This is a genomic window from Psychroserpens damuponensis (assembly GCF_000826655.1).
Taxonomy (GTDB): domain Bacteria; phylum Bacteroidota; class Bacteroidia; order Flavobacteriales; family Flavobacteriaceae; genus Psychroserpens; species Psychroserpens damuponensis.
Genome location: NZ_JXJO01000017.1, coordinates 24,879 through 51,277 on the forward strand (window position 1 = coordinate 24,879; position 26,399 = coordinate 51,277).

Consider the following 26,399-nt stretch of genomic DNA (forward strand, 5'->3'; position numbering starts at 1 on the left):
ATTTTATATTATTGTTGATTGACCTAAATGTATATTTGTAAAATTCATATTAGTATCACCTGGATTATTAATAAAATCTTCAATAAAATCTCCCACTTTAGAAGTGGTAATAGCATCGTATTTTGTATTGATATCTGGAGTTGAAATATTTAATTTCAATGATTTATCAACCGCTATCCTAATCATTTGAGCTTCATTAAATAATTCAAAATGCTCTAACAACATAGCTGCAGACAAAATTGAAGCTACTGGGTTTGCAATTCCTTTATTAGTTGCCTGCGGAAATGAGCCATGAATAGGTTCAAACATGGCATGTTTTTTCCCTACCGAAGCCGAAGCTAACAAACCAATAGAACCTCCAATAACGCTAGCTTCATCACTTATAATATCTCCAAACATATTCTCAGTTAAAATCACATCAAACTGTTTTGGATTTAAAATCATTTGCATTGCTGCATTATCAACAAACAAAAAATCTAATTCTACATCACTATATTGTTTAGCAACTTCTGTCACAACGCTTCGCCAAAGTCTTGATGTTTCAAGCACATTAGCCTTATCTACCAAAGTGACCTTATGGTTTCTGTTTTGAGCTGCATCAAATGCCAAATGAGCGATGCGCTCTATTTCTTCTCGTGAATATTCGCATAAATCTGATGCTCTGTTACCATCTTCACTCAATTCCTTTTTTCCGAAGTAAGAACCACCAGTTAATTCTCTATAAATGCTAATATCTACACCTTCTATAATATGTTGTTTTAAAGGCGATTGCTCCAAAAGTGAATCATACGCTTTTACAGGTCTGATATTAGCAAATAACCCAAGTTCTTTTCTCAATTTAAGCAAACCTTGCTCAGGACGAACTTTAGCCGAAGGATCATTATCATATTTAGGATGACCAATAGCTCCAAACAAAATAGCATCACTTGATTTACATAAATTTAATGTTGCTTCTGGCAAGGGATCGTTGTGATTATCTATAGCAACAGCTCCAACATCTGCTGTTTTAAATTTAAATGAATGGTCAAACTCCGAAGCAATAGCTTTCAACACTTTTATAGCCTGATCTGTAACTTCTGGACCAATGCCATCTCCTGGCAATACTGCAATTTGTAATTTCATCGAATATGTTTTCATTTCCGTAGAAACGGAAATATAAATTAGTTATTAATATGTTTTTTGAGACTCAAAAGCTTCAATTAGTTTAATATTATTTACAAGATAATCAATATCATCATAACCATTAATCAAACATGTTTTTTTGTAAGGATCTATTTCGAAATGTGATGATAAACCTAAATCTTTAGCCTCAATAGTTTGATTTTCTAGATTCACCTCAATTATCGTTTCTGGATGTTTTTCAATTTGAGTTAATAGCGTTTCTAAAAAAGTTTCAGTAACCTGTATAGGTAACAACCCATTATTTAACGCATTACCTTTAAAAATATCTGCAAAAAAACTAGACACAACTACTTTAAATCCAAAATCAGTTATCGCCCAAGCTGCATGCTCTCTACTTGATCCGCAACCAAAATTATCTCCAGCAACCAATATACTACCTGTAAATTTTGGATCATTTAAAACAAAATCATGGTTTATGGTACCATCTTTATGATATCTCCAATCCCTAAACACATTATCACCAAAGCCTTTTCGATCTGTAGCTTTTAAAAATCGAGCAGGTATAATTTGGTCTGTGTCTACATTCTCTATATGTAACGGAATGGCTCTAGATTGTAATGTTGTAAACTTTTCCATTTTTTTTATATTAATTTATTAAGGCCGAACTTGCAGAAGCCAATTGCTTAGCAATATCAATTATCTTGCCTTCAACTGCTGTTGCCGCAGCAACTAAAGGACTTGCTAAAATAGTTCTAGAGCCTTGACCTTGTCTACCTTCAAAATTTCTATTAGAAGTGGACACACAATATTCACCTTGCGGAATTTTATCATCATTCATAGCTAAACACGCTGAGCATCCAGGTTGACGCAATTCAAAACCTGCATCTTCAAAAACAGTTTTTAAACCTTCTTGTATTATTTGAGCTTCCACCTGTTTACTTCCTGGCACCAACCAAGCTGTAACATTATCGGCTTTTTTCTTTCCTTTTATATAATTTGCTGCGACTCTAAAATCTTCAATTCTAGAATTGGTACAACTCCCAATAAACACAAAATTGATAGGTTTATTAATAAGGGATTCTCCTTTTTTGAAGTTCATGTACTTTAATGATTTCTCAAAAGAAGCATCACTAACTTCTGGTATATATTCTGAAATTTTAATTCCCATTCCTGGATTGGTTCCATAGGTAACCATTGGTTCAATATCTTGAGCATCAAAATGGTATTCTTTATCAAATTGAGCGTCGGCATCGGTAGGTAAGGTTTTCCAATAAGCTACTTTTTCATCAAAAGCATCCCCTTTAGGCGCAAATTCTCTTCCTTCTACATAATCAAATGTGGTTTGATCTGGTGCAATCATTCCTCCTCTTGCTCCCATTTCAATACTCATATTACAAACCGTCATACGACCTTCCATACTCATCTCTTCAAACACATTACCTGCGTATTCACAAAAATAACCTGTACCTGAGTTTGTGCCGAGTTTAGAAATAATATAAAGAATGACATCCTTTGGTAGGACACCATAATTAAGATTGCCATTAACCGTAACCCTTAAACTTTTTGGTTTTTTAAGCAACAAACATTGACTCGCAAAAACCTGAGCCACTTGACTTGTTCCTATACCAAATGCAATGGCTCCGAACGCTCCATGTGTTGAGGTGTGACTATCTCCACAAACCATGGTCATACCTGGCTGTGTAACACCCAACTCTGGAGCCATTACATGGACTATTCCATTATATTGGTGACCTAACTCGTATAATGTAATATTATTTTTTTTACAATTTTCTGAAAGTTGAGCCAACTGTTTTCTCGATAACTCATCCTTAATGGGCTGATCTTGATCTTGGGTTGGCGTATTATGATCTGCAGTTGCAACAATTTGATCTGGTCTTAAAATCGGAATTCCGCGATCTTCCAACTCATTAAAAGCTTGCGGACTTGTTACCTCATGAATCAAATGCTTATCTATATATAAAATCTGCGGACCATTTTCTATCGTATTGACCACATGTGAATCCCAGACTTTATCAAATAATGTTTTTCCCATTAAAAATTTTATTTTCTTTTCCGCGAAAGCGGTAATCTTATATTTATGCTGAAATTATCTGACTGAAAGCTTTACTAGTTTCAATGATTTGATGAATATCGTTATCATTAATCTCTTTCTTTTTATCTGCAAAACTCAAAAAGTTAGCATACACATCATCTAACTGTAGTTTTGTTAATTCATAACCTACATTTTTGGCTCTATAAGCTAAAGCTGCTCTTCCACTTCTTGCTGTCAACACAATCGCAGACTCTGTTACACCAACATCTTTAGGATTAATTATTTCATAAGTTTCACGATTTTTAATCACACCATCTTGGTGAATCCCAGAGCTATGAGCAAATGCATTTGCACCAACAATGGCTTTATTGGGCTGTGTATAGATTCCCATACTATCACTCACTAATTGGCTCATTCCAAAAAGCATTGATGTATTCACATTTGTATCCAAATTAAGATATGGATGTTGCTTCAACACCATCACGACCTCTTCTAAAGCCGTGTTACCTGCACGTTCGCCAATACCATTAATTGTACACTCAATTTGTCGTGCACCATTAATAACACCTTCAATAGAATTTGCAGTTGCCAATCCTAAATCATTATGACAATGACATGATAAAATAGCGTTCTCTATACCCTTTACATTTTCTTTTAAATATTTAATTTTAGCGCCATATTCGCTAGGCAAACAATACCCTGTAGTATCAGGAATATTTAAAACGGTTGCTCCTGCTCTAATTGCTGCTTCACATACTCTAGCTAAATAGTCGTTATCTGTTCTACCAGCATCTTCAGCATAAAACTCAACATCTTCAACAAATGACTTTGCGTATTTTACAGCATCAAAAGCGCGTTGTATGATTGTATTTCTATCACTTTTAAATTTATGAAGAATATGAGAGTCAGAAGTACCTATTCCTGTATGAATTCTTGGTTTAGCAGCATACTTTAATGCTTCAGCCGCTACTTTTATGTCGTTTTCTACAGCTCGTGTTAATCCGCAAACCGTAGCATTTTTAACGATTTTTGAAATAGCTTGAACAGATTTAAAATCTCCAGGACTAGACACCGGAAAACCAGCTTCTATCACATCAACACCTAAAATATCTAGCCGCTCAGCAATGATAACTTTTTGTTCTGTGTTTAATTTACATCCTGGAACTTGTTCTCCATCACGCAACGTTGTATCGAAGATTTGTATGTTATTATCTGACATTTATCAAAATATATTTTCGTATTGTCTAACGAATGTATATTTTCAATTTGTAAATTCACGCTACGATAATCTATGTTTTACGATGTTCAAAAGACAAAACAACACATTAAACACTGATTAACAATTAGTTACATTAAAAACCTATTGATGACGAAGGGTCAAAAAGATAATTTATTTCTATTAGTTAAGTCTTTAACAAAATCTGAAAAACGACAATTTAAACTGTATGTTGGACGTCTTGATGTTAATTCTGATTCTAAATTTTTAAATCTTTTTAACTTACTAGATAAGACTAATGTGTATGACGAATCTGTTATTTTAAAAAGCGGCATTGTTAAAAAACAACAATTAGCTAATGTAAAAGCACATCTTTACAAACAAATTTTAATTAGCTTAAAACTTAACCCTTCACACCAAAACATACGCTCACAAATTAGAGAACAACTCGATTTCGCTTCCATTTTATACCATAAGGGTTTATACAAACAAAGTTTAAGAATTTTAGATAAAGCCAAAGATGTCGCCATTCAAAATGAAGAAAAAAATCTAGCTTTTGAAATTGTTGAACTCGAAAAAATAATTGAAGCTCAATACATTACAAGAAGTATAAGCACTAGAGCAGACGAACTCACCATACAAGCCAAAGAGCTCAGTGCTCAAAATGTAATTGCAAGCAAATTATCTAACTTATCCTTACAACTCTACAGTATAATTTTAAAAACAGGTTATGTAAAAAGCGAAGATGAAAGTAAACAAGTAACCGCTTACTTTAAAGCAAGACTTCCCAAATACAAAATTCAAAATCTAGGTTTTAGAGAAAAACTCTGGCTGTATAATGCTTATTTATGGTATAGTTTTTTACTTCAGGATTTTAAAAATTGCTACAAATATGCTTCAAAATGGGTTGATTTATTTGAAGAATACCCAAATATGATTCAATTAAATCCCGTTTTCTTCTTAAAAGGCACAAATTATTTACTAGAGTCTATTTTCTTTATTAGAAACAAACCAAAATTTGTAGAGATACTCTCTAATCTCAAATTAAAAGTTGAAGACAAATCGTTTCCAAAGGATGAAAACGTACAAACATTAACATTTTTATACTCTAACTTTCATGATATAAATAAGCACTTTATTGATGGAAGTTTCAAAGAAGGATTAGAGTTAATTCCGAAGATAGAAAAAAGCCTAAAACGCTTTGACAACAAAATAGACGATCATCATAAAATGGTATTCTATTATAAGTTTGCAAGTTTACATTTTGGCACTGGAAACAACAAAGCATGTATAAAATACTTAGATAAAATCATATCTAACAAATCGTTATCTATGCGTGAAGATTTACTGTGCTTTTCTAGAGTACTAAACCTTGTAGCACATTATGAAGCAGGATTAGACTACCATTTAGACACCTTACTTCGTAGCACATACAAGTTCTTAATTAAAATGAATGATCTTCACGAAGTGCAAAAAGAAATGATCAAATTTATTAGAGGTTTACAAGATATTTATCCGCATGATCTTAAAAATGCGTTTAAAGAATTACATGCCACACTTAAAACTTTTGAAAACCATCCGTTTGAAAGGCGTGCATTTTTATATCTCGATATCATTTCTTGGTTAGAAAGTAAAATTAGCAATACACCTGTTGATAACATCATTCAAACTAAATATTTAGAAAACCAAACTACCTAAATTGATGAATGTTGCCATATTAATGCTATGCGCAGGACACTCGACAAGAATGGGCACGCCAAAACAACTACTCCCAATTGGCAACAAAACCCTTTTAGGTTTAAGCATTGAAAATGCAATCCACTCTAAAGCTAATCGCGTATTTTGTGTATTAGGATCACAAGCTGACGTCATTCAAAAATCAATATCGCATTATGATGTCAACATTATAATAAATCCCCATTTTAATGATGGATTAAGCTCTAGTATTATTGCAGGTATCACCTATTTAAAAGACAAAAATTTCGATTCCGTATTGATACTTCTTGGCGACCAACCTAAAGTAGACTCAAATTATATTAACGCCTTAATTCTTTCTTCGGAAAATTGCCCAACTCAAATTATAGCATCTCAATACAATAAGACGCTTGGTGTACCAGCTATTTTTCCGAAGTCATACTTCAACCAATTACTACAACTAAAAGGCGATAAAGGCGCAAAAAACTTTTTAAATACTCAAAGAACACAAGCCATTGCCATAGAAAGTGATAAATTAATTGATATTGACACGCAGGACGATTATCTTAATTTTTTGAATTCGCTATAAAAAGCTAACACACAACCTATTTAATACAATTAATGGTTAACTTTAGCTAAATATTTTTTTAACTATGGCAAGTTATAATTTAAAAATTAACGGAAAAACAGTTTCTGTAAACGTAGAAGAAGACACGCCTTTACTTTGGGTACTTCGTGACGAACTCAATTTAGTAGGCACCAAATTTGGATGCGGAATTGCACAATGTGGTGCTTGTACAGTACATCTTGATGGCACAGCAATTAGAAGTTGCTCCATCCCAATTTCTAGTATGGAAGGTGCAAATATCACAACTATTGAAGGACTTGCCGATGAAAAACTAAATCCCGTACAAGAAGCTTGGAAAGAATTAGACGTACCTCAATGTGGCTATTGTCAAGCTGGCCAAATTATGACAGCAACGTCATTTTTGAGCCAAAATCCAAACCCTAATCACAAAGACATTAGAAATGCCATGAATGGAAATTTGTGCAGATGCGCTAGTTATAACAGAATAGAAAAAGCAGTGGCTCTCGCTGCTAAAAAAATGTCTTAAGCTAAGAAATCATGGAACATAAAAACAAAATCACTTTTAGCAGACGTAATTTTCTACGCACTTCTGCTCTTGCCTCTGGCGGACTTTTAATTGGGTTTAATTTTCTAACATCTTGTGAAGAAGCTATTGTTCCTCCTGTTGATATTTCAAAATTAAACTTCAAAGATTTTAATGCTTTTATTAAGATTGCCGAAAACGGCTACGTTACCATTTTCTCGCCAAATCCAGAAATTGGTCAAGGTGTAAAAACGGCAATGCCAATGATTATTGCTGAAGAATTAGATGTACCATGGACGCATGTTTCTGTGTCTCAAGGTGCCTTAGATACAAAAAATTTTAGCAGGCAAGTGGCTGGCGGAAGTCAGTCCATACGTTTTGGTTGGGATGCACTTCGTCAAACAGGAGCTACGGCAAAACAAATGCTTATTAATGCAGCAGCTATTAAATGGAATGTAGATGCAGCAACTTGCTCAGCTTCCGAAGGAATTATTAAAAACACAAATGGAGATACACTAGGCTATGGCGATGTTGTTAACGAAGCTGCACATCTCGAGGTTCCAGAAAATGTCAACTTAAAAGAAACCAAAGACTATAAAATTATTGGTAAAGACGCTATCAATGTTGATATTGACAAAATTATCACTGGCAAACCCTTATTTGGCTTAGACTACAAGGAAGACGGTATGTTATATGCCTCTGTGCTGAGACCTCCTGCTTTTGGTCAAATTTTAACATCTTATGATGCCTCTAAAGCTAAAGCTCTACCTGGCGTTATTGACGTTATTACGATTGGAGAAAAGGCAAGACGCTATTTAAGTCAAGATAAGCTTGACCCTTCTGCGCATTGGAGTGTACGCTTAAGCAACACAGATAAAGTGGTTGTGATTGGAAAAACCACATGGGATGTAATAAAAGGTAAAAAAGCGATAAAAGCGACATGGAAAGAAGATTCTTTGGTTGAAAGCACTGCACTACATGATAACGAACTCCTAAAAATTCTAGATGGTAAAAACCTAGAGACTAGACGTGAAGATGGCAATATTGACAAAGCATTTGCTGAAGCTGACAACATTTTAGAGCGCACCTACGAGTCCCCTTTTTTACCTCATAATTGTATGGAACCCATGAATTTTTTCGCTAATGTTACTAATGAGAAAGTACACCTAGTTGGTCCTGTACAAACTCCAGAAGCAGCAGCTAAAGTTGTGGCTTCATTATTAAGTAGAAATCTTGAAGACGTACATGTAGATATGACACGAATGGGTGGAGGATTTGGAAGGCGTCTTTATGGTGATTTTGTTTACGAAGCTGCAGAAATTGCAGATAAGATGAAACAACCTATTAAATTGATTTCTACAAGAGAAGACGACATGTCATTGGGTGTGTATCGTCCAGCAATTACATACAGAATTGCCGCATCTATTAAAGATGGAAAAGTTACTGGTTATAGCCTAAAGGAAGCTGCGATTAACTCTAATATGTATGGCTTGATACCACATTTCTTTCCTGCAGGAGCGATTAAAAATTACAAAGTAGAATCTGGAAACTACCAAAGTAATATTACAACAGGAGCTTGGCGAGCACCATACACTAATTTTTTAGCGTTTGCAGAACAAAGTTTTTTTGATGAATTGGCAGGTGTACTAGACATAGATACTGTGCAATTACGATTAGACTTGCTTAAAAATGTGAAAGATGGCGAAGATTCTAATATACAATATTCCGCAAAGCGAATGACAGACACGATAAAACTGGCTGTTGAAAAAAGTAATTGGGGAAACACAAAAGATGGAGTATATCAAGGATTTTCGGCCTATTATAGTCACAATACTCACGTTGCAGAAGTTATTGATATCACCTTAAAAAACGGGTTACCAATGGTTGAAAAAGTGACTGTTGCTGTAGATTGCGGCATCGTAGTTAACCCAACAGGCGCTAAAAATCAAATTGAAGGTGGTGTTATTGATGGTATTGGTCATGCGATGTATGGAGATTTTTCATTTAAAAATGGAACACCTCAAGATGTCAACTTCAACACCTATCGTTTAATTAGAATGAAAGAAACTCCAATTGTTAATACCTTTTTTGTAGAGAATGATTTATCGCCAACCGGTTTGGGAGAACCAGGATTACCTCCTGCTGGAGGCGCTTTAGCAAATGCTATAAAAGCCGCAACAGGTCAAATATTAACAAAACAACCGTTTGCTAAATTTTTAATTAAACATGATGCAGGCTTGAAGGTTTAAAATTTCCGAAGCACTAAAATTTCACCCTAAAACACTCAGCCATCATCTTGAATAATTCAGGATGCTTGCGCTTCATTAGTTTTGGTCGCTCAAAAAAATACTCTGAAGCTACGGCAAAAAACTCAGCTTGTTTTGTGCCACCATAGGCTCTAATATCTGAGGCATCATTATTTATAGCTTCCATTTTATCATGCACTAATTTTAACCAAGGGATGGCATTCATGTTTTGCATCAACACCTCTGGAATACCATCAATATTATCGTCCATTTTATCAATGAGATGCACAAATTCATGAATAGCAGTATTGCTTTTGTCGGTTTTATTATTAAAGCCATGATACAAGGCTTTTCTAGATAAAATCATTTTACCCTCTAAGCGACCTGAACCTACAACACCTGCAATTCGTTTGGTTTTACTTTGGTCTGCAAATTCAAAATCTTCGTTAAAATTGTTAGGATACACAAGTATACCTGTTACGGTTGGATAATGCCATTCTTTAAACGAAAACACAGGAATTACAGCACTCGAAGCGATTAAAATTTCATCTAGTTCTTCAATTTTAAAATCAACACTATCAATGTAAACTTCTCCTAAAAACTGCATCATTCTATCTTGAAAACGTTTTTGTTCACTAGGTTCTAACTTTTTATAAAAAGCAACCTCTTTAAGTAAAATAGTATGCCAATGTGGTGGAAAAACTTTCACCTTTTTTGAATACATTTTGTAAAATACATAAATAACAAAACAAAAAAGTGCAATAAAAATTAGGTTATATAACATTAATTGATGGTTAGAAATTTGAGATGTCTAATCTAATGATTTTCAATGATATTAACTTTAAATTTCATAAAAATGAATATCTTTAAATGCGAACTCTACCAACTTAAAAAATGAATAAATCATACATCGACATCCATTGTCATCCATCCTTAAAACCTTACGGTAAGAGTTTTAAGTACGAACCTACAAAGCAAAATAATCTCAATAGCGGACGAAAAAACTCTATTTGGCATTATAGTCCGCCAAATTTCTTAGAGCGACAATTCAATAAAATATTAACACTTACAAAATTTACGCAAACAGATTTAACTGCGCTTGCCAAAGCCGAATGTAATATCGTTGTCATTTCACTGTATCCTTTTGAAAAGCATTTTCTTAAAGACCAAATGCTAGGTGTTAAATTTATTCCAGATTTATTAGTCAATTTAGCAGCAGGAGTTAGCCACAAACGCATAGATAATTTAAGAAGTCACAATAGTTATTTTCAAGATTTAAATGATGAATATGATTATTACAAGCAGCTGCACAATTTCGCTCAAGTTATTGATGGTATAACGTTCACCTACCGTTTAGTTAATAATTACACGGAAATATCAACCAATATAAGCACCTCAACTGCTACACGCAAAATAATAAGTCTTGTACCATCTATTGAAGGTGGCCATGCCTTTGAAACAGGTTTAAAAAAAGATGAAAACACAGCCGATGAAACCACTGTATTACATAATTTAGAAACTGTAAAAAACTGGGAACACAAACCTTTTTTTTTAACACTTGCGCACCACTTTTACAATGAAATTTGCGGTCATGCACGAAGCATAAGTATTGGTTTAATTAAGGAGAATCAAAATCGCGGTCTTGATACAGACATTACAGACTTAGGCCTAAAAGTCATTGATAAATTACTAGACAATACCGAAGGCAAACGCATTCTCATAGACGTTAAACATATGAGTAGAGCGTCTAGAACAACATATTACACATTATTAGAAACGACGTATCAACATGAAAATATTCCAATAATAGTAAGTCATGGCGCAGCAAATGGCAAACGATCTATCGCTGAACCTACTATTGCAGATGGCGAACAAAGTCAGTACTTTAGAGAAGACGACATCAATTTCTATGATGATGAAATCATACGTATTGCAAAATCAAACGGCATTTTTGGTTTACAATTAGATGAGCGTCGTATTGCGAATCAAAAAGCGATAAATGCATCACGTATTTATTGGCCAAGTAAAAAGAGACGCTATAAAAACAAATCTGATTTAATATGGAGGCAAATTCGTCATATTGGTGAATTATTAAACAAAAACGGATTGCCAGCATGGGAAACCGTAGCTATAGGTTCAGATTTTGATGGCATCGTCAACCCAATTAAAGGCCTTTGGACCGCAGAAAACGTCAAAGACATCAAACCCTATTTAATTGAAAAAGCCAACGATTATCTCAATGAACATAAATCGCAATTGCTTCAACAAAATCAAATTTCCGCAGAAAACATTATAGATCGCGTATTATTTATAAATGCTGACACCTTTTTAAAACAAAATTTTAAATAAGACATGTAATCAAATGCGTTAATTTTTAATACCATGAGCGTTAATAAAAATTGTAATAGTGACAATTATAATATCTTTGCATCGTTATATTTGATGCTTGGAAAACCCTGAAACCATAGAGACTTCATCTCCTAAAAAAAGGCCATATCGCTGGTTGCGCAGAACCTTGCGAGTGCTCTTAGGTATGTTACTTTTTTTATTTTTAACGATAGTCTTTGTGAGAAGTCCTTGGGGACAAAATATTATTGTTAGCAAAGCGGTAAATTATGTCTCAAACAAAACCAATACTAAAGTTGCTATAGACAAGTTATTCATCACTTTTGATGGCGATTTACAGCTAGATGGCTTGTATTTAGAAGACAAAACTGGAGACACATTAGTGTACTCTAAATCTTTGGAAGCCAACATTCCACTATGGAAGATGATTAATGGAGAAGCCGTTGGTGTTGATGCTCTAGATTGGGATGGTTTGAGAGCCAATGTGATTAGAAAAGATACCGTTTCTGGTTATAATTTTCAATTTTTAATAGATGCTTTTGCCACAACAGATACCACAACTGTTGCAGTAGACACAACTGCAACGCCTTTAAATTTGGTTATTGGCAATTTAAACCTAAACAATATTGATATCGTGTTTGATGATGCCGTTGCTGGTATTGATAGTCGGTTTAAAATTGGTCAATTAAAAGCCAGCATGAATACCACAAACATTGAAAACATGGTTTTTGATGCTTCGGAAATTGAACTCAATAACTCTAATATTAAATTCATTCAAAAACCTATAGCCATTGATACCACAACATCAAACGTGGCTTTACCTCAATTTTCTTCGGAAAGCTTAACACTTCAAAACGTTGTAGCTTATTACGAATCTCAACCAGATAGAATCATCGCAGATCTTACACTCAATGAATTTTCGATAGAAACACCAACAGTAAACCTAACCGAAAACAACTTAAAGCTACAACGCATCTCACTCAAAAACTCTAAGATAAAACTCATCACTGATGCTAAAATTAATGGGTTAACTCAAAAAATAGTAGACACAAAAGAAACTGCTCAAACTGAGACCCAAACATTCGATTGGCCGCAAATAAAAATTAATATTGCTGAAATTGACATAGAAAACAACCTAATTGATTATCGTGTTGGCAATGCATTACCTAAAAAAAATCTTTTTAATCCAAATGCGATTGCACTGAAAAACCTAACAATAAAAGCTCAAAACATTGTTTTAAAAGACAAACGAGCAGGATTGCGATTAAATGCATTTAAATTTAATGAAACATCAGGTCTTAATCTCAAACAATTAGCTTTAGATATTGAGGTTACAGATCAAAAAATGATGCTAGATGATTTAGATTTTAAACTTAATAACAATGCCATTTCTGGTTACGCACACTTAGATTACAAATCGATAGCTCAATTAATTGATGCTCCAGAGTATACAAAAGTTGATACTAATTTACCATCATTTAGCATCTCTTTAAATGAACTTTCTAAATTTCAACCCGATTTAAAAAACAACCCTTACCTCAATACTTTAAGCAAAAGGCAACTCACTGGAAACCTCAACGCAATTGGTAATTTAGCTCAAATTAACTTACGAGAAGCAAACATAAATTGGGGAAATACAACGCAAATTTCTGCAAAGGGTCAACTTAAAAATGTGACTAATCCTGAGACGCTTGGGTTTGATATTTCACAGTTTTCTGCAGTGACAAAACGTTCAGATATTATTCAATTTATAAACGAAGAAAATTTAGGTGTTCGTTTGCCAGTTGCTGTAACTCTCACAGGTCAACTTAATGGAAATGCACAAGATATTTCCGCGAAAGCGACATTATCAACCACACAAGGTATTGCAACGCTAAAGGGTAGTTTTAGAAACTCAAATACTATCGCTTATGATGCAGCCATAGAAATTAAAGACTATAAAGTAAACGAATTACTTAATAACCCTCAGTTTGGATCTCTTAGTTTAAATATAAAAACTGAAGGTAACGGAACAGCAATCAACACACTCAACGTCTCTTTAGATGCAACAATTTCTAAATTCGGATTAAACAATTATAAAATTAAAAATCTCAATATCAACGGAAAAATCAAGAATGGCACAGGTAATATCCTCTCAAATTATAAAGACGAAAATCTAAATATTAATCTAGATGCTTTTGTTGTTTTAGACTCTATTGCTCCCGAAGCCACAGTAGAACTCGATGTGATTGGCGCTAATTTACAAGCGCTTGGTTTAATGCAACGTAACGTTAAAACAGGAATGAAGATCTTCGCAGATTTTAAAGGTAATGGAGAACGTTATGATGCAACAGCAATTATTGATGATGGTGTAATTGTTTATGATAATAAAACATATTTGCTTGGTAATTTTAATGCATTAGCTCATGTAGAACAAGACACAACCTCTATATCTGTAAAAAATAAAATTATAAATCTTAATTTGAAATCTAATGCCGATCCGCAAACCTTTAGCAAGGCTCTACAACGTCATGTTTTCAGTTATTTTTATCGAGATGAGAAAATATCAGACACCATCACGAATCCGGTAAATCTAAAACTAGAAGGTAAAATTACTCAATCCCCTTTATTAAACGATGTCTTTTTAGTTAACGTAAAAGACTTAGATACTATTGATATTGCGGTTAATTTTAATGAAGCTGAGCGCCAATTAAAAGCAAATATTGCAGCACCTCACATCAATTATAGCGGAAGCGAGTTAGATAGTTTGGCATTTTCAATGAACACAGATAAAGAGAATTTTAATTTTAACCTAGGCTTTAAAAATATAACTACTGGACCACTAGATGTACCTCAAACAATCATAACAGGAACTCAAACCAACAACGAGTTATCTCTTAATTTCTTAGGGTTTCACGACAATGAACAACTAATGAATGTGAATACCAAAATCACTGGTAATCGAGAGCGTTTAGAGTTTACTGTAAATCCAGATAGTTTAATATTAAACAAAGAAAAATGGACCATCCCAACAACCAACAATGCCATCTTAACAGCTAATAATCTAGAGTTTCAAGATTTTAAAATTTCAAAAAACAACCAATCTATTGAAATTACCGACAAGCTCGCTAATATTACAAAATCACATATTGCAATTGATTTTAACAACTTTAAAATTAGCGAAATTTTCAACTATTTAAATCCAGATGCTCAACTAGCCACTGGAGAACTTAATGGTGATTTTGTATTAGAACAACCCTTTGCTCAAACAGGTCTCATTGCAGATTTGAGCATAGAAAAATTCACCATTTTAAAAACAGATTTAGGCGTTTTAAGCCTTCAAGGACATTCACTTTCTAATAATAATTACGCCTTTAACGCTGGATTAAAAGGAGGCGATATAGATCTAGACCTCATTGGAGATTACACGGCAACAACCACTGCAGCAAATCTAGATTTAAATTTAAACATCAACACATTTAAAATGGAAGCCTTAAATACATTGGCTCTAGGAGAAATTAAAGATGGCACTGGTAGTTTTAATGGCAAATTTAAAGTCACAGGCACAACAACCAATCCTATTTACGATGGTTACTTAAATTTTGTTGATGCAAGTATAAATGCTAGCAAACTTAACACGAAGTTTACTATGCAAAACGAAACTCTAAACGTTAATAACGAAGGCTTATCAATGTCTAATTTTACAGTTTTAGATGAAAACAATAACGCTTTAGTATTATCTGGAGAGGTTGGAACCGAGAGTTTTATTAACCCAACATTTAACCTAGATTTAAAAGCAGACAACTTCCAAATACTCAATGCTACCCAAGAAGATAATGAGGATTTCTACGGAAAAGCAACGTTTAACGCCAATGCGAAATTAACAGGAGATTTACAAATTCCTAAATTAGATGCCGAGTTAACTTTAGGTTCTCAAACAGATATCACTTACGTCATGCCAACCACCTATGCTAATATTGAAGAACGAGATGGAGTTGTAGCGTTTGTAAACAGAGAAAATCCTGATGCAATCCTCACCCAAACCGAAGAACAAACCGCAACCATTAAAGGGTTTGATATTTCTACACTTATAAAAATTGGTAAAGAAGCTGCTGTGACCGTAATTATAGATAAAGAAACAGGAGATAATTTTAGAGCTTCAGGTGAAGGAGAACTCATATTTAACATGGTGCCAAACGGCAGAATATCACTAACCGGAGCTTATGAAATTATAGATGGACATTATGAACTCAACCTATATAACCTTGTCAATAGAAAATTTTTAATTGCGCCTGGCAGTCGTGTAAGTTGGTCTGGAGATCCTTTTGATGCCAATTTAGATGTAAGTGCAATTTACAACCTAGAAACCTCAGCATCGTCTTTAATGGCTTCTCAAATTTCTGGAGCTGATACATCTGTACAAAACACCTACAAACAAGTGCTGCCTTTTAATGTGTACCTTAATATTGATGGCGAATTGTTATCACCTAAAATATCATTTGCCTTAGATATGCCAGAAGAGGAACAAGGTGCAATTAACGGACAAGTATATTCTCGTGTACAAGAAGTAAATGCTCAAGAAGCAGAACTTAACAAACAAGTATTCTCACTGTTGGTGCTTAATCGTTTTTATCCAGACTCTGGGAGCGATGGTAGCTCAGGTGGATTTGCAACCATTGCTAGAGATAATCTTAATGACGCAGTTTCTGGGCAACTTAATGCATTTTCAGATAAATTACTAGGCAACTCTGGGATTGAGTTAGATTTTGGCCTTAATAGCTACACAGATTATCAAGGCGAAAGCGCTACCGAAAGAACCCAACTCGATGTCGCAGCACAAAAAAAATTATTTGATGATCGTTTAATAGTTAGTGTTGGTAGCGAAGTTGATATCCAAGGTAGTAATTCTAATGGAGAATCAACACCACTTATTGGTAATGTAAGCCTAGAATATATTGTCTCAGAAGATGGTAGATATCGTCTCAAAGGCTTTAGAAAAAGTGAATTTGAAAATGTCATTGACGGTCAAACAATAGTGAGCGGAATTGCCTTAATTTTCACACAAGAGTTTAATGAGTTTGACGAACTTTGGGATGCTATTTTTAAATCACAAAGCGAAAAGAAAGCAAAATTAGAAGCCCAACAAAAAGCGGCAGAAGACAAACTAAAAGCAAAAGAAGAAGCAACCAATAAAAGTATAGAACAAAAAAAGAACTAGATTTTGAACACGACCTATAAACATAGTATCTATATTTTTTTCTTCGGAATTATATTGCAGTCATGCAGTATCAAAAAGTACATACCAGAGGGAGAACGGTTATATACAGGTGCTAAAATCGAAATTAAATCTGACACAACGGTTAAAAATATTGATGATTTAAAACTAGAGCTAGAAACAGTTTTGAGACCAACTCCCAACTCTAAATTTTTAGGAATGCGACCTGGTTTATATTATTACTATAAAAACCAAAAAGAACATCCTGGATTTTTAAATCGATGGCTCTATAAGCAAATTGGAGAAAAACCAGTATACCAATCAAATGTTGAAACTTTTGAAGTTCAAGAAATTTTACGCAATAGACTAGAAAACAATGGCTTTTTCTACAGTAGCGCCTCATCATCTTTTGAAGAAAAAGAACTAGAAGCCTTTGCAACGTACAATCTAAATGTTCCTTCTCCATATAAAATGGAAAGTTTTCAATTAGACTCAATGCCTTCGCCTTTATATGAAGATGTAAAAATAGCTACAACCAATTCGCCACTTTCAAAAGATATGCGTTTTGATTTATCTAACTTAAAGCTAGAACGCCTGAGAATAGATTCTGAATTAAAAAACAAAGGGTATTATAATATCAATTCTGAATTTTTCATTTTTGAAGCAGATACCAATCAGTACAATAACAAACGTTTCGATTTATTCTTAAAGCTCAAGGCACAGGTTCCGAAGAAATCAACGGTACCGTATCAAATAAAGCGAGTCAATGTGTATCCAAATTACAATTTAAAAGACACACTAACCGCTACAGTAGAGCGCTATAATGAAAAGAGTTATCATCAAGATTCGTTGTTTTTCAAACTCAAACATTTAGACAAGTTTATCACAATAAAAGAAGGTGATTATTACAATCCGCAAACCTCAAAAAACACATCCAGACGGTTATCTACAATTGGCGCATACAAATACATAAATATTCAATATAAAGAAATAGACTCTTTATTATCCGATAGTCTTGGCACCTTAGAAGCCAATATATTTTTATCACCTTTAACCAAAAGAGCCTTTAGAGCCGAGCTGCAAGCCGTCACAAAATCTAGTAATTTTACAGGACCCAATTTAGCATTTACTTACAGTAACAGAAACTTATTTAAAGGCGGTGAAACCTTAAATTTAAGTGCAAATATTGGTTACGAAACACAGTTTTCTAGTGGTCAATCTGCTGGATTAAGTAGTTTGGAATATGGTGTAAAAGGAGAAGTAATTTTCCCGAGAGTGATCTCACCTTTTACTATTAATGACGATTTTTTTGAGTATTCTATTCCAAAAACAAAAACGAGTTTAGGTATAAGTTATTTAAAACGAAGCCAATTATACACCTTAATCACAGGTAGCGCTTTGTTTGGTTACACCTGGAATGCCAATCGTTATATCTCATATGAAATAAATCCTATTTCTGTAAATTATACCAGCTTAGGCAGTACGAGTGACGAATTTGAAGCAATTTTAGAAGACAATCCGTTTTTAGAGCTCAGTTTTGAACAACAATTTATTTCTGGACTCACATTTTCATTCACTTATAATGAGATCGGTAAAAGTTCAAAAAACATTCAATCCTTTTTAAATGGAACTTTAGATGTGGCAGGAAATTCTATCAGCTTATTAGCTAAAGAAGAAACTGCTGGTGCTGCCAAAACATTTTTAGGATTAGAGTATGCCCAATATGCAAAAGCCGATATTGATGCTCGTTTTCATTATAACTTCGGAAAAGATAAACAACAAACCATTGCTACAAGAATTTTTGCAGGCTACGGATTAGCATACGGAAACTCAGATGTAGTACCATATGTAAAACAATATTTCTCTGGAGGACCATATAGCGTTCGTGCATTTAGAACGCGCTCAATAGGACCAGGAACCTACAATGCCGACAATGATGCAAATAGCGATAGTACCTTTTTTGATCAAACAGGAAACATAAGACTAGAAGCCAATATTGAATACCGTTTTCCTATCTTTTCATTTTTTAAAGGCGCTCTTTTCATAGATGCAGGAAATGTATGGAACTCTGAATCCAACCCAACATTTAACGGAGAAGACAAATTCTCATCTAACTTCATCAATGAACTAGGCATGGGAACTGGCTTTGGCTTGCGAGTTGACCTACAAGGCTTTGTTATTCGTTTTGATTTAGCAGCACCTTTTCATGATCCATCATTACCCAAAGAAGAACGTTTTGATTTTAGACTTGACGAGCCAGTGCTAAATTTTGCTATTGGATATTCATTTTAAACAATATTACTTTAAACCAAATTAAAAAATAACGCCTATACTCACGAGAAAGGTTGCGTAACTACTCTACCTTAGTCTCAAACTTTAAACACAACATATTAAATCACATTATTAGATTTGAATTTAATATCTTGTAATTAATTACAAACAAAATTTCAACACATATACATGACAGATAAAGACAAATTCATGAAAGAAGCAGTAAATGCTGCGCTTAAAGGAATGAATAATAACGAAGGTGGACCATTTGGTTGCGTCATCGTAAAAGACGGGAAAATTGTAGGTCGAGGTAATAATAAAGTGACCTCAACAAACGATCCAACAGCACATGCCGAAGTTACAGCCATTAGAGATGCTTGTAAAAATTTAGACTCTTTTCAATTAGAGGGTTGCGAAATTTACACCTCTTGTGAACCTTGTCCAATGTGCTTAGGTGCTATTTATTGGGCTAGACCTGATAAGGTTTACTACGGAAGCAATCAAGTAGATGCAGCAAACATAGGTTTTGATGATGAATTTATTTACAAAGAAATCCCATTACCTTACGAAAAACGAAGCATCCCATTTGAGCAATTAGCTCGCGAGATTGCTTTAGAGCCGTTTCAAGAATGGACTAAAAAAGTAGATAAAACTGAGTATTAATGTAAATCTCGAAATTTGGCGAATGGATTTATAACACTTGAGCATGGAGAAGTTTTCCTTACGAGATGGACAGGATATGAAATGATTATTGAAATAGCAATTCGTGAAACATCTAAAATAGAGGATGGAATTGAATTTTCAAGTTGGTTACAAACAATGTTACCTAGTTACCCAGGTGAATCTCGAAATTTAGACTTAAGAGGACTAACAAAATTAAACAGAGAGTTGTTTTGGAAGGGAATTGAACAAGGAGTAGAAAAAATTGCTGAATTAGGAAAAGCGTACTCACACTTGAAAAAGGAACGTATTTTCTCACTTTTTTATATGCACAAAACCAATCCTATTGAACTGAAATTTCTAGAAGAGGATAATGATTTTCTAATAACGAAAGATGAATATATAGAAAAAATAGGTCCTGGATGGAAATAAACATAACACCTAAATTCTCTTTATTTATTATCTTGATATTTTAATACTAAAAACAAAAAAAACCATTGATCACCTTCATACTAAACAACAAAACCATTAAAACACCAGCAAACTCTGGGATGACTTTATTGGATTTTGTGCGCTACGAGCAACGTCTCACAGGCACCAAAATTGGTTGTCGCGAAGGCGATTGTGGTGCATGCACAGTTCTCGTTGGCACATTGCAAAATGACAGCATCAACTACCAAAGCATCACCTCTTGTATTTCTCCCCTCGGAAATGCGCATGGCAAGCACATTGTAACCGTTGAAGGCACAAATCTCAAAAACAAACTCACTGCACAGCAGGAAGCCATGAAAGCAAACTACGCAACACAATGCGGATTTTGCACACCAGGTTTCGTGGTATCATTAACTGGTTTTGCTTTATCAAATTCTGAAAACAATTACAATAATGCACTTGATGCCATTAGCGGAAATATTTGTAGATGCACAGGATACAAATCCATAGAAAAGGCAGCGCATCAAGTTGTAACACACTTAAAAAATAAAGAAAATCATCAATCCTTAAATTGGCTTATTGAAAACGATTTTATTCCTAAATATTTTGCCACAATACCTGAACGATTACAAGATTTAGAAACAAAAAACTTACATCAACCAAAAGGAAAACACGTATCTGGTGGCACCGATTTGTATGTACAACAAGCCGATCATTTAACAGATAGCGATGTGCATCTTATTACCGAAAAAGACTATTTAAAAGGCATAATCATTAAAAACGGAATTTGTACCATTGGAACCAATACAACCGTTTCAGACTTATGGAACCACAGTGAAATTAACAACTATTTCCCTAATTTAAAAAAGCATTTAAAATTAGTATCATCTGAGCAAATTAGGAATATGGCTTCCTTTGGCGGAAACCTCGTTAATGCCTCGCCAATTGGTGATATGACTATATTTTTTCTTGCACTAAACAGCACGCTCACTATCACTAATAACAACGAAACCGAACGTAAAAAAGCACTTAAAGACTTTTACCAAGATTACAAAACCTTTGATTTAAACGATGGAGAACTCTTAAAATCTATAAGTTTTAATTTACCATCAAAACAGTCGTTTTTTAATTTCGAGAAAGTTTGTAAACGTACGCACTTGGATATAGCAAGCGTTAACTCTGCCATTCACATTTCCGTAGAAAACAACACCATTAGCGAGGCTCATGTTTCCATTGGAGGTGTTGCGGCAATTCCAAAATACCTGCACGAGACTTCGACCTTTTTAACAGGAAAAACGCTCAATTCAAATACGATATTAGATGCTAATGAGATTCTTCAAAACGAGATTTCACCCATTAGCGATGTTCGTGGCACGAATGATTATAAAAGAGTATTAGCTAGACAATTGTTTTTTGCTCATTTTACTGAGATATTTCCAGAGCAATTCACCTTAAACGATTTTATTCAACATGCATAACAACACCAACAATAAAATCTTAGACACCAAATTAAATGCGGTCTCAAAGTCTATAAAAAAGAGTATTAAAAACTTAGATTCGTACACGCATGTTCGCGGAGAATCATTGTACGTAGATGATGTTAATATTAGACAAGGCACATTTCATGCAGTGGTTTTTGATTCACCAAAAGGACACGGAATCATCAAAAACATAGACTACTCAAAAGCAAGAGCCTTAGAAGGTGTAGAACGCATTTTTACTTACAAAGATGTGCCTGGTAAAAATGAAATTGGTGGTATTATTGCAGATGAACCTTTATTTGCAGAAAACGAGGTTCATTTTTGGGGAATGCCAATTGCTTTAATTGTCGCAGAAACCGAATTTATTGCCAGAAAAGCTAGAGCATTAATTGAGATTGATATAGAAGAACTTCCAGTAATTATAACTGCAAAAGAAGCTAAAGCTAAAGGAAGTTTTATAAATGCACCTAGATCTTTTAGTTTAGGTGATAGTGATAAAGCATTTAACAAGTGTGACTATATTTTTGAAGGCGAAACCTTTTCTAATGGGCAAGAGCACCTGTACATAGAAGCACAAGGCGCTTACGCTGAACCTTTAGAAAATGGTAATATAAAAATCACCTCATCAACACAAGGACCAACTGCGGTACAAAAAACAGTGGCTCAAGTTTTAGATGTTGCAATGCATAAAATTGAAGTGGATGTTACGCGTCTTGGTGGAGGATTTGGCGGCAAAGAAGATCAAGCAACACCTTGGGCTGTTATGGCTGCTTTAGCGACGTTTCATTTAAACCAATCGGTTAAATTAATATTAAATCGTCACGACGATTTACGTATGACAGGAAAACGTCATCCTTATGAAAGCACCTATAAAATTGGACTAACCAAAGACTTAAAAATTCTAGCTTACCAATGTGAGTTTTTACAAAATTCTGGTGCTGCTGCAGATTTATCTCCTGCCATTGCAGAGCGTACATTATTTCATGCTACTAATAGTTATTATGTACCTAACGTAACCACAAAAGTACTAAGCTGTAAAACCAATTTACCACCAAATACTGCATTTAGAGGCTTTGGTGGACCACAAGGTATGTTTGTTATAGAATCTGCTATTGCGAAAGCTGCGCATCACATTGGTGTGCCACCAAGAGACATTCAAGAAGCAAACTTACTAGATGAAAATGATACGTTTTCATACGGACAAATAGCCAAGAAAGTAGAAGCTAAAAACACATGGAGCACTGCCAAAAGTGTATACAACATAGAGGCTTTGGAGCGAGACATTTCAGAATTTAATAATAACAACAGCGCCTTTAAAAAAGGACTGTCATTTATGCCAATTACGTTCGGGATTTCATTTACAAATACACCAATGAATCATGCGCGCGCATTGGTACATATTTATCTAGATGGTAGTGTTGGTATTAGCACTGCAGCTGTAGAAATGGGTCAAGGCGTGAACACTAAAATGATGCAAATTGCTGCAAATGTGTTTTCGATACCTATAGAACATATTAAAATTGAAACCACCAATACAACACGTGTTGCCAACACCTCGCCTTCTGCTGCGAGCTCTACGGCAGATTTAAACGGAAAAGCAACACTAATGGCTTGCAATAGTTTGGTGGAACGTTTAAAAATTGTGGCTTCGGAAATTTTAAATGCTCAAGAAAATGATCTAAAATTAAAAGATGAATCTGTTTACATTAATGATAAAAAATCAGATTTAACTTGGACAGAACTTATTAGTGCAGCCATGTTAAGACGCGTTGCGCTTACCGAAAATGCTCATTATGCGACACCAGAAATTCACTTTGATAAAACCAAAGAAAAAGGACATCCTTTTGCATACCATGTTTATGGAACTGCAATTACAACTACAACTGTAGATTGTACGCGTGGTACTTATGAATTTGATAGCGTTAAAATTGTTCATGACTACGGAAAAAGCATGAGTAAGGGTATTGATTTAGGCCAAGTAGAAGGTGCATTAATTCAAGGTATTGGTTGGATGACTATGGAAGAGATTGCCTACAATAAAGATGGACGACTATTATCTAACGCGTTATCAACTTATAAGGTTCCTGATATATTTTCGGTTCCAAAACGTGTAGAAGTTATTCCTGTTGAAACAGATGGTAATGAAATGGCAATTTTAAAATCTAAAGCCGTTGGAGAACCACCTTTAATGTATGGTATTGGTGCTTATTTTGCACTCCAAAATGCAATTAAAGCCTTTAACTCAAAATATGACATGAAATTTCATGCACCAATGACTCCAGAAAAAGTTTTAATGGGATTGTATGAAAACTAACTAAAACATTTATTATTGCTGCCTGTAACATTGAGAGACGTCGAAATACAGGTTTAAACAAAGTTCAAACTGTTAAATTATCATACAAGGTTTTTAAAACTTTTAGGTATCAACTAACATCAATCAAGCACCTGCAACGTTCTAAAAAACTTGCAGTATAAAAAGAGTACCATCGCACTACATTATACAAAATCAAACATTTTAAAAGGCGCACTCATTTACAGTGCTGGTGATACTATTGCTGCAATTTTACTCCATGAATTTTCGTGGTATCGCTTATTAGGCATGATGCTCATTGGTGCTACATTTTATGCTTTTGAAATCCCTAATTATTTTGATTGGATTGTAAAAAAAACTCAGTTTTTAAAAGGTATCAAAGCCACATTAACTAAAACTGTTTTAGCGATTGGGTATTTCAATCCGTTGTGGATTGCCAGACATTTACTATTTATCAAACTCTTTTCAGGGCAGTTTGAAGCGATTGGATTCAATTTGATCGAAATAGCTTTTTGGTCATTTTTAGTTAATATACCAATATCATTTATTGCCAATTATATCATACAAAATAGATTTAAACTTAAATGGCGCTTTTTGGGAAGTGCTGTTTTTTCGGCCTTGATGGCAATTTATTACGCGTTGAGTGAGACCATTTTTAGTTGATTAATCGTTTTTTTTCATTCCGAACGAAGTATGAGGAGGAATCTCAATGAGAAAAGATCTTATCGTTACATCAACATATTCAGCAAAATGCTACCGTTTATCCCTACATAAGTACCCTCAAATTCTCTTTACTTAATAGTTTATAATCTGAAATATTATAATGCATAACAATGTCATCTAATAAATAATCACGAACCACCAAGATTAAATGTGCATTCACATGTGATATATATTGAGGAATTAAAATTTCAGCAGATTGATGCAAACCTTGGCTTTTAAGTTCTAATTTTCCTAATTCATCTATAATGAGGTATCGCTTTTCGTTTTCCGAAGCAAAAGACATTAAAAAATCATTGGCTTTTTTAAATGCAGATTTTAAGAATTTAAAAGGTCCAATTGATAGGGTTTCTTCAGATTCCATTTCAACTTCAAGTTCAAATGGTTCTTGAGATTCAACTTTCAGAAAAAAACGTGTTCCATCCTCTCCATCGGGACATAGCAATCCGTCTGCCATTGTTTTGGATTTAGCCCATTTTAACAAAGTTGTAGTTTTACCTGATCGAATAGGTCCTGTGAGTATATAAATCATCAAGTAGGCATTTTAAAATGAATGCAATTTGAGATACTATTTGCCATAAAATGTTTAAATCTTGTATAGCCTTTTAAGTGCTTTGTCTCTTTCCAAGTATATGAAATTATCTGCCTGAAATACGGAAACAAGTCCATTGCATTTGTAATATCGTCCTTGTATTGAGATTCTTTTTTATGCAAGTATTTTTTTACGAGTTTTAAAAGCAAGGGTCCAATAACCAAATACCAAAGCATTAAAATTAAAAAGCTACGCAACATGATATAAATACCTTTTTGCCATCCAAATAAATGGCCTCCAAATACCGTAAATGCCAAAACAATGATGGCAACAGTGATTAACCAAACCCATATAATTTTTGTTTTAATAGATACTTTTGAGGTTTTGATTTTCACCGCTATATCATCTGGCTCTAGATAGAAATCTGCTTTTGGGCTACTTGAAATTATTTTAATTAAGCTTTTAATAAAAAAACCTGCCAAAATACCGCACACTCCATAAACTAAGAGGTAAATGGTCACCAAAAGTGATGATGTTGATGTCTCTGAAACAAACTCTAATTTTTTTTGCACCCAAGCACCATAAATATTAATAGCTTCCCATAGTTCGGTGCCGTAAACAATGGTAAGAATTAATAATTTTTGCAATGCAGACTCTAGAAAGGTAACCATACCTAACATCATTAATGTGGCACCTTTCCAAGAGAAATTAGAAAACAATAAAGCTCCAAAAAGTGCTTGAAAACTCACTGCAACATAAGCTCCAAAAGGAGAGTATGGACTCACAGCCATTTTTATAATTAAAACAATGAGTAAAGCTTTTAATATAGCTTGCCATTTGTTTTCGGCATAAAAAGCAATTAAGCTAATGAGTAAAATAGAAATTCCGCCAACAATCAAACCTGTAAAAGGCGTATTAAAAACATGTAAAAAACCACCAAGACCAGACTCATTTAAAGCCCAAAGTGCCGTTAATTTATCTATTATGGATTTATTATTTTTCATAGTA

19 protein-coding genes are annotated in these 26,399 nt (G+C 34.1%); 12 read left to right on the top strand and 7 right to left on the bottom strand.

The window, feature by feature from the left end:
- Positions 1-3 precede the first annotated feature (3 nt).
- Genes leuB through TD29_RS08950 form a run of 4 tightly spaced genes read right to left on the bottom strand, consistent with a single transcriptional unit; the run spans position 4 to position 4,394 of the window.
- Positions 4-1,122, bottom strand: coding sequence for a 3-isopropylmalate dehydrogenase (gene leuB / locus TD29_RS08935; protein ID WP_040280197.1), 1,119 nt, complete (start codon positions 1,120-1,122; stop codon positions 4-6).
- 45 nt (positions 1,123-1,167) lie between these two features.
- On the bottom strand, positions 1,168-1,758 hold the full coding sequence (gene leuD / locus TD29_RS08940; protein ID WP_040280198.1) for a 3-isopropylmalate dehydratase small subunit: 591 nt from the start codon (positions 1,756-1,758) through the stop codon (positions 1,168-1,170).
- Positions 1,759-1,768: 10 nt separating this feature from the next.
- Entirely contained in the window at positions 1,769-3,175 is a 1,407-nt protein-coding gene (gene leuC / locus TD29_RS08945) for a 3-isopropylmalate dehydratase large subunit (RefSeq protein ID WP_040280199.1), read from the bottom strand.
- Between the two features lie 43 nt (positions 3,176-3,218).
- Positions 3,219-4,394 (bottom strand): 2-isopropylmalate synthase, encoded by a 1,176-nt coding sequence (locus TD29_RS08950; RefSeq protein WP_052467048.1) that lies wholly within the window; start codon positions 4,392-4,394, stop codon positions 3,219-3,221.
- 147 nt (positions 4,395-4,541) lie between these two features.
- Here TD29_RS08950 and TD29_RS08955 point away from each other — a divergent pair, with 147 nt between their 5' ends.
- The 4 genes from TD29_RS08955 to TD29_RS08970 all read left to right on the top strand — a co-directional run bounded on the left by TD29_RS08955 (position 4,542) and on the right by TD29_RS08970 (position 9,447).
- Complete coding sequence (locus TD29_RS08955; protein WP_040280201.1) at positions 4,542-6,089, top strand: hypothetical protein; 1,548 nt, start codon at positions 4,542-4,544, stop codon at positions 6,087-6,089.
- A gap of 4 nt (positions 6,090-6,093) precedes the next feature.
- A complete protein-coding gene (locus TD29_RS08960) occupies positions 6,094-6,675 on the top strand; it encodes a nucleotidyltransferase family protein (RefSeq protein ID WP_052467049.1) in 582 nt (193 codons plus the stop codon).
- Between the two features lie 64 nt (positions 6,676-6,739).
- Complete coding sequence (locus TD29_RS08965; RefSeq protein WP_040280203.1) at positions 6,740-7,201, top strand: (2Fe-2S)-binding protein; 462 nt, start codon at positions 6,740-6,742, stop codon at positions 7,199-7,201.
- A gap of 11 nt (positions 7,202-7,212) precedes the next feature.
- Positions 7,213-9,447 carry a xanthine dehydrogenase family protein molybdopterin-binding subunit gene (locus tag TD29_RS08970; RefSeq protein ID WP_040280205.1) on the top strand — a complete coding sequence of 745 codons (2,235 nt, stop codon included), beginning with the start codon at positions 7,213-7,215 and terminating at the stop codon, positions 9,445-9,447.
- Between the two features lie 13 nt (positions 9,448-9,460).
- Here TD29_RS08970 and TD29_RS08975 read toward each other — a convergent pair whose 3' ends face one another.
- Positions 9,461-10,228, bottom strand: a complete 768-nt coding sequence (locus TD29_RS08975; protein ID WP_040280206.1) for a M90 family metallopeptidase — start codon at positions 10,226-10,228, stop codon at positions 9,461-9,463.
- Positions 10,229-10,338: 110 nt separating this feature from the next.
- Here TD29_RS08975 and TD29_RS08980 point away from each other — a divergent pair, with 110 nt between their 5' ends.
- The 8 genes from TD29_RS08980 to TD29_RS09015 all read left to right on the top strand — a co-directional run bounded on the left by TD29_RS08980 (position 10,339) and on the right by TD29_RS09015 (position 24,802).
- Complete coding sequence (locus TD29_RS08980) at positions 10,339-11,793, top strand: membrane dipeptidase (RefSeq protein ID WP_040280208.1); 1,455 nt, start codon at positions 10,339-10,341, stop codon at positions 11,791-11,793.
- A 217-nt stretch (positions 11,794-12,010) separates the two neighbouring features.
- Positions 12,011-16,987: a translocation/assembly module TamB domain-containing protein gene (locus TD29_RS08985; protein ID WP_316931853.1), complete on the top strand. Its 4,977-nt coding sequence runs from the start codon at positions 12,011-12,013 to the stop codon at positions 16,985-16,987.
- Positions 16,988-16,990: 3 nt separating this feature from the next.
- Positions 16,991-19,276 (top strand): translocation and assembly module lipoprotein TamL, encoded by a 2,286-nt coding sequence (tamL, locus tag TD29_RS08990; protein ID WP_241485263.1) that lies wholly within the window; start codon positions 16,991-16,993, stop codon positions 19,274-19,276.
- Positions 19,277-19,444: 168 nt separating this feature from the next.
- Positions 19,445-19,918 (top strand): nucleoside deaminase, encoded by a 474-nt coding sequence (locus TD29_RS08995; RefSeq protein ID WP_040280210.1) that lies wholly within the window; start codon positions 19,445-19,447, stop codon positions 19,916-19,918.
- A 15-nt stretch (positions 19,919-19,933) separates the two neighbouring features.
- Complete coding sequence (locus TD29_RS09000; protein WP_152611493.1) at positions 19,934-20,347, top strand: hypothetical protein; 414 nt, start codon at positions 19,934-19,936, stop codon at positions 20,345-20,347.
- 65 nt (positions 20,348-20,412) lie between these two features.
- Positions 20,413-21,825 (top strand): FAD binding domain-containing protein, encoded by a 1,413-nt coding sequence (locus TD29_RS09005; protein ID WP_040280212.1) that lies wholly within the window; start codon positions 20,413-20,415, stop codon positions 21,823-21,825.
- The gene (locus tag TD29_RS09010; RefSeq protein ID WP_084203426.1) at positions 21,818-24,142 is read left to right on the top strand and encodes a xanthine dehydrogenase molybdopterin binding subunit; all 2,325 of its coding nucleotides are present in this window, start codon (positions 21,818-21,820) and stop codon (positions 24,140-24,142) included. Before TD29_RS09005 ends, TD29_RS09010 begins: the two co-directional genes overlap by 8 nt.
- A gap of 150 nt (positions 24,143-24,292) precedes the next feature.
- The gene (locus tag TD29_RS09015; RefSeq protein WP_206539796.1) at positions 24,293-24,802 is read left to right on the top strand and encodes a hypothetical protein; all 510 of its coding nucleotides are present in this window, start codon (positions 24,293-24,295) and stop codon (positions 24,800-24,802) included.
- Positions 24,803-24,905: 103 nt separating this feature from the next.
- On the opposite strand, the gene TD29_RS09020 is transcribed toward TD29_RS09015, so the two are convergent.
- Positions 24,906-25,391 carry a nucleoside-triphosphatase gene (locus TD29_RS09020; protein WP_040280213.1) on the bottom strand — a complete coding sequence of 162 codons (486 nt, stop codon included), beginning with the start codon at positions 25,389-25,391 and terminating at the stop codon, positions 24,906-24,908.
- The gene (locus tag TD29_RS09025; protein ID WP_040280214.1) at positions 25,391-26,395 is read right to left on the bottom strand and encodes a hypothetical protein; all 1,005 of its coding nucleotides are present in this window, start codon (positions 26,393-26,395) and stop codon (positions 25,391-25,393) included. The genes TD29_RS09020 and TD29_RS09025 overlap by 1 nt, the downstream gene beginning before the upstream one ends.
- Between the last annotated feature and the right edge of the window lie 4 nt (positions 26,396-26,399).

Coding starts and splice junctions, on each gene's coding strand:
- leuB (WP_040280197.1), bottom strand. CDS start 1,122: ATGAAATTACAAATTGCAGTATTGCCAGGAGATGGCATTGGTCCAGAA.
- leuD (WP_040280198.1), bottom strand. CDS start 1,758: ATGGAAAAGTTTACAACATTACAATCTAGAGCCATTCCGTTACATATA.
- leuC (WP_040280199.1), bottom strand. CDS start 3,175: ATGGGAAAAACATTATTTGATAAAGTCTGGGATTCACATGTGGTCAAT.
- TD29_RS08950 (WP_052467048.1), bottom strand. CDS start 4,394: ATGTCAGATAATAACATACAAATCTTCGATACAACGTTGCGTGATGGA.
- TD29_RS08955 (WP_040280201.1), top strand. CDS start 4,542: ATGACGAAGGGTCAAAAAGATAATTTATTTCTATTAGTTAAGTCTTTA.
- TD29_RS08960 (WP_052467049.1), top strand. CDS start 6,094: ATGAATGTTGCCATATTAATGCTATGCGCAGGACACTCGACAAGAATG.
- TD29_RS08965 (WP_040280203.1), top strand. CDS start 6,740: ATGGCAAGTTATAATTTAAAAATTAACGGAAAAACAGTTTCTGTAAAC.
- TD29_RS08970 (WP_040280205.1), top strand. CDS start 7,213: ATGGAACATAAAAACAAAATCACTTTTAGCAGACGTAATTTTCTACGC.
- TD29_RS08975 (WP_040280206.1), bottom strand. CDS start 10,228: ATGTTATATAACCTAATTTTTATTGCACTTTTTTGTTTTGTTATTTAT.
- TD29_RS08980 (WP_040280208.1), top strand. CDS start 10,339: ATGAATAAATCATACATCGACATCCATTGTCATCCATCCTTAAAACCT.
- TD29_RS08995 (WP_040280210.1), top strand. CDS start 19,445: ATGACAGATAAAGACAAATTCATGAAAGAAGCAGTAAATGCTGCGCTT.
- TD29_RS09010 (WP_084203426.1), top strand. CDS start 21,818: ATGCATAACAACACCAACAATAAAATCTTAGACACCAAATTAAATGCG.
- TD29_RS09020 (WP_040280213.1), bottom strand. CDS start 25,391: ATGATTTATATACTCACAGGACCTATTCGATCAGGTAAAACTACAACT.
- TD29_RS09025 (WP_040280214.1), bottom strand. CDS start 26,395: ATGAAAAATAATAAATCCATAATAGATAAATTAACGGCACTTTGGGCT.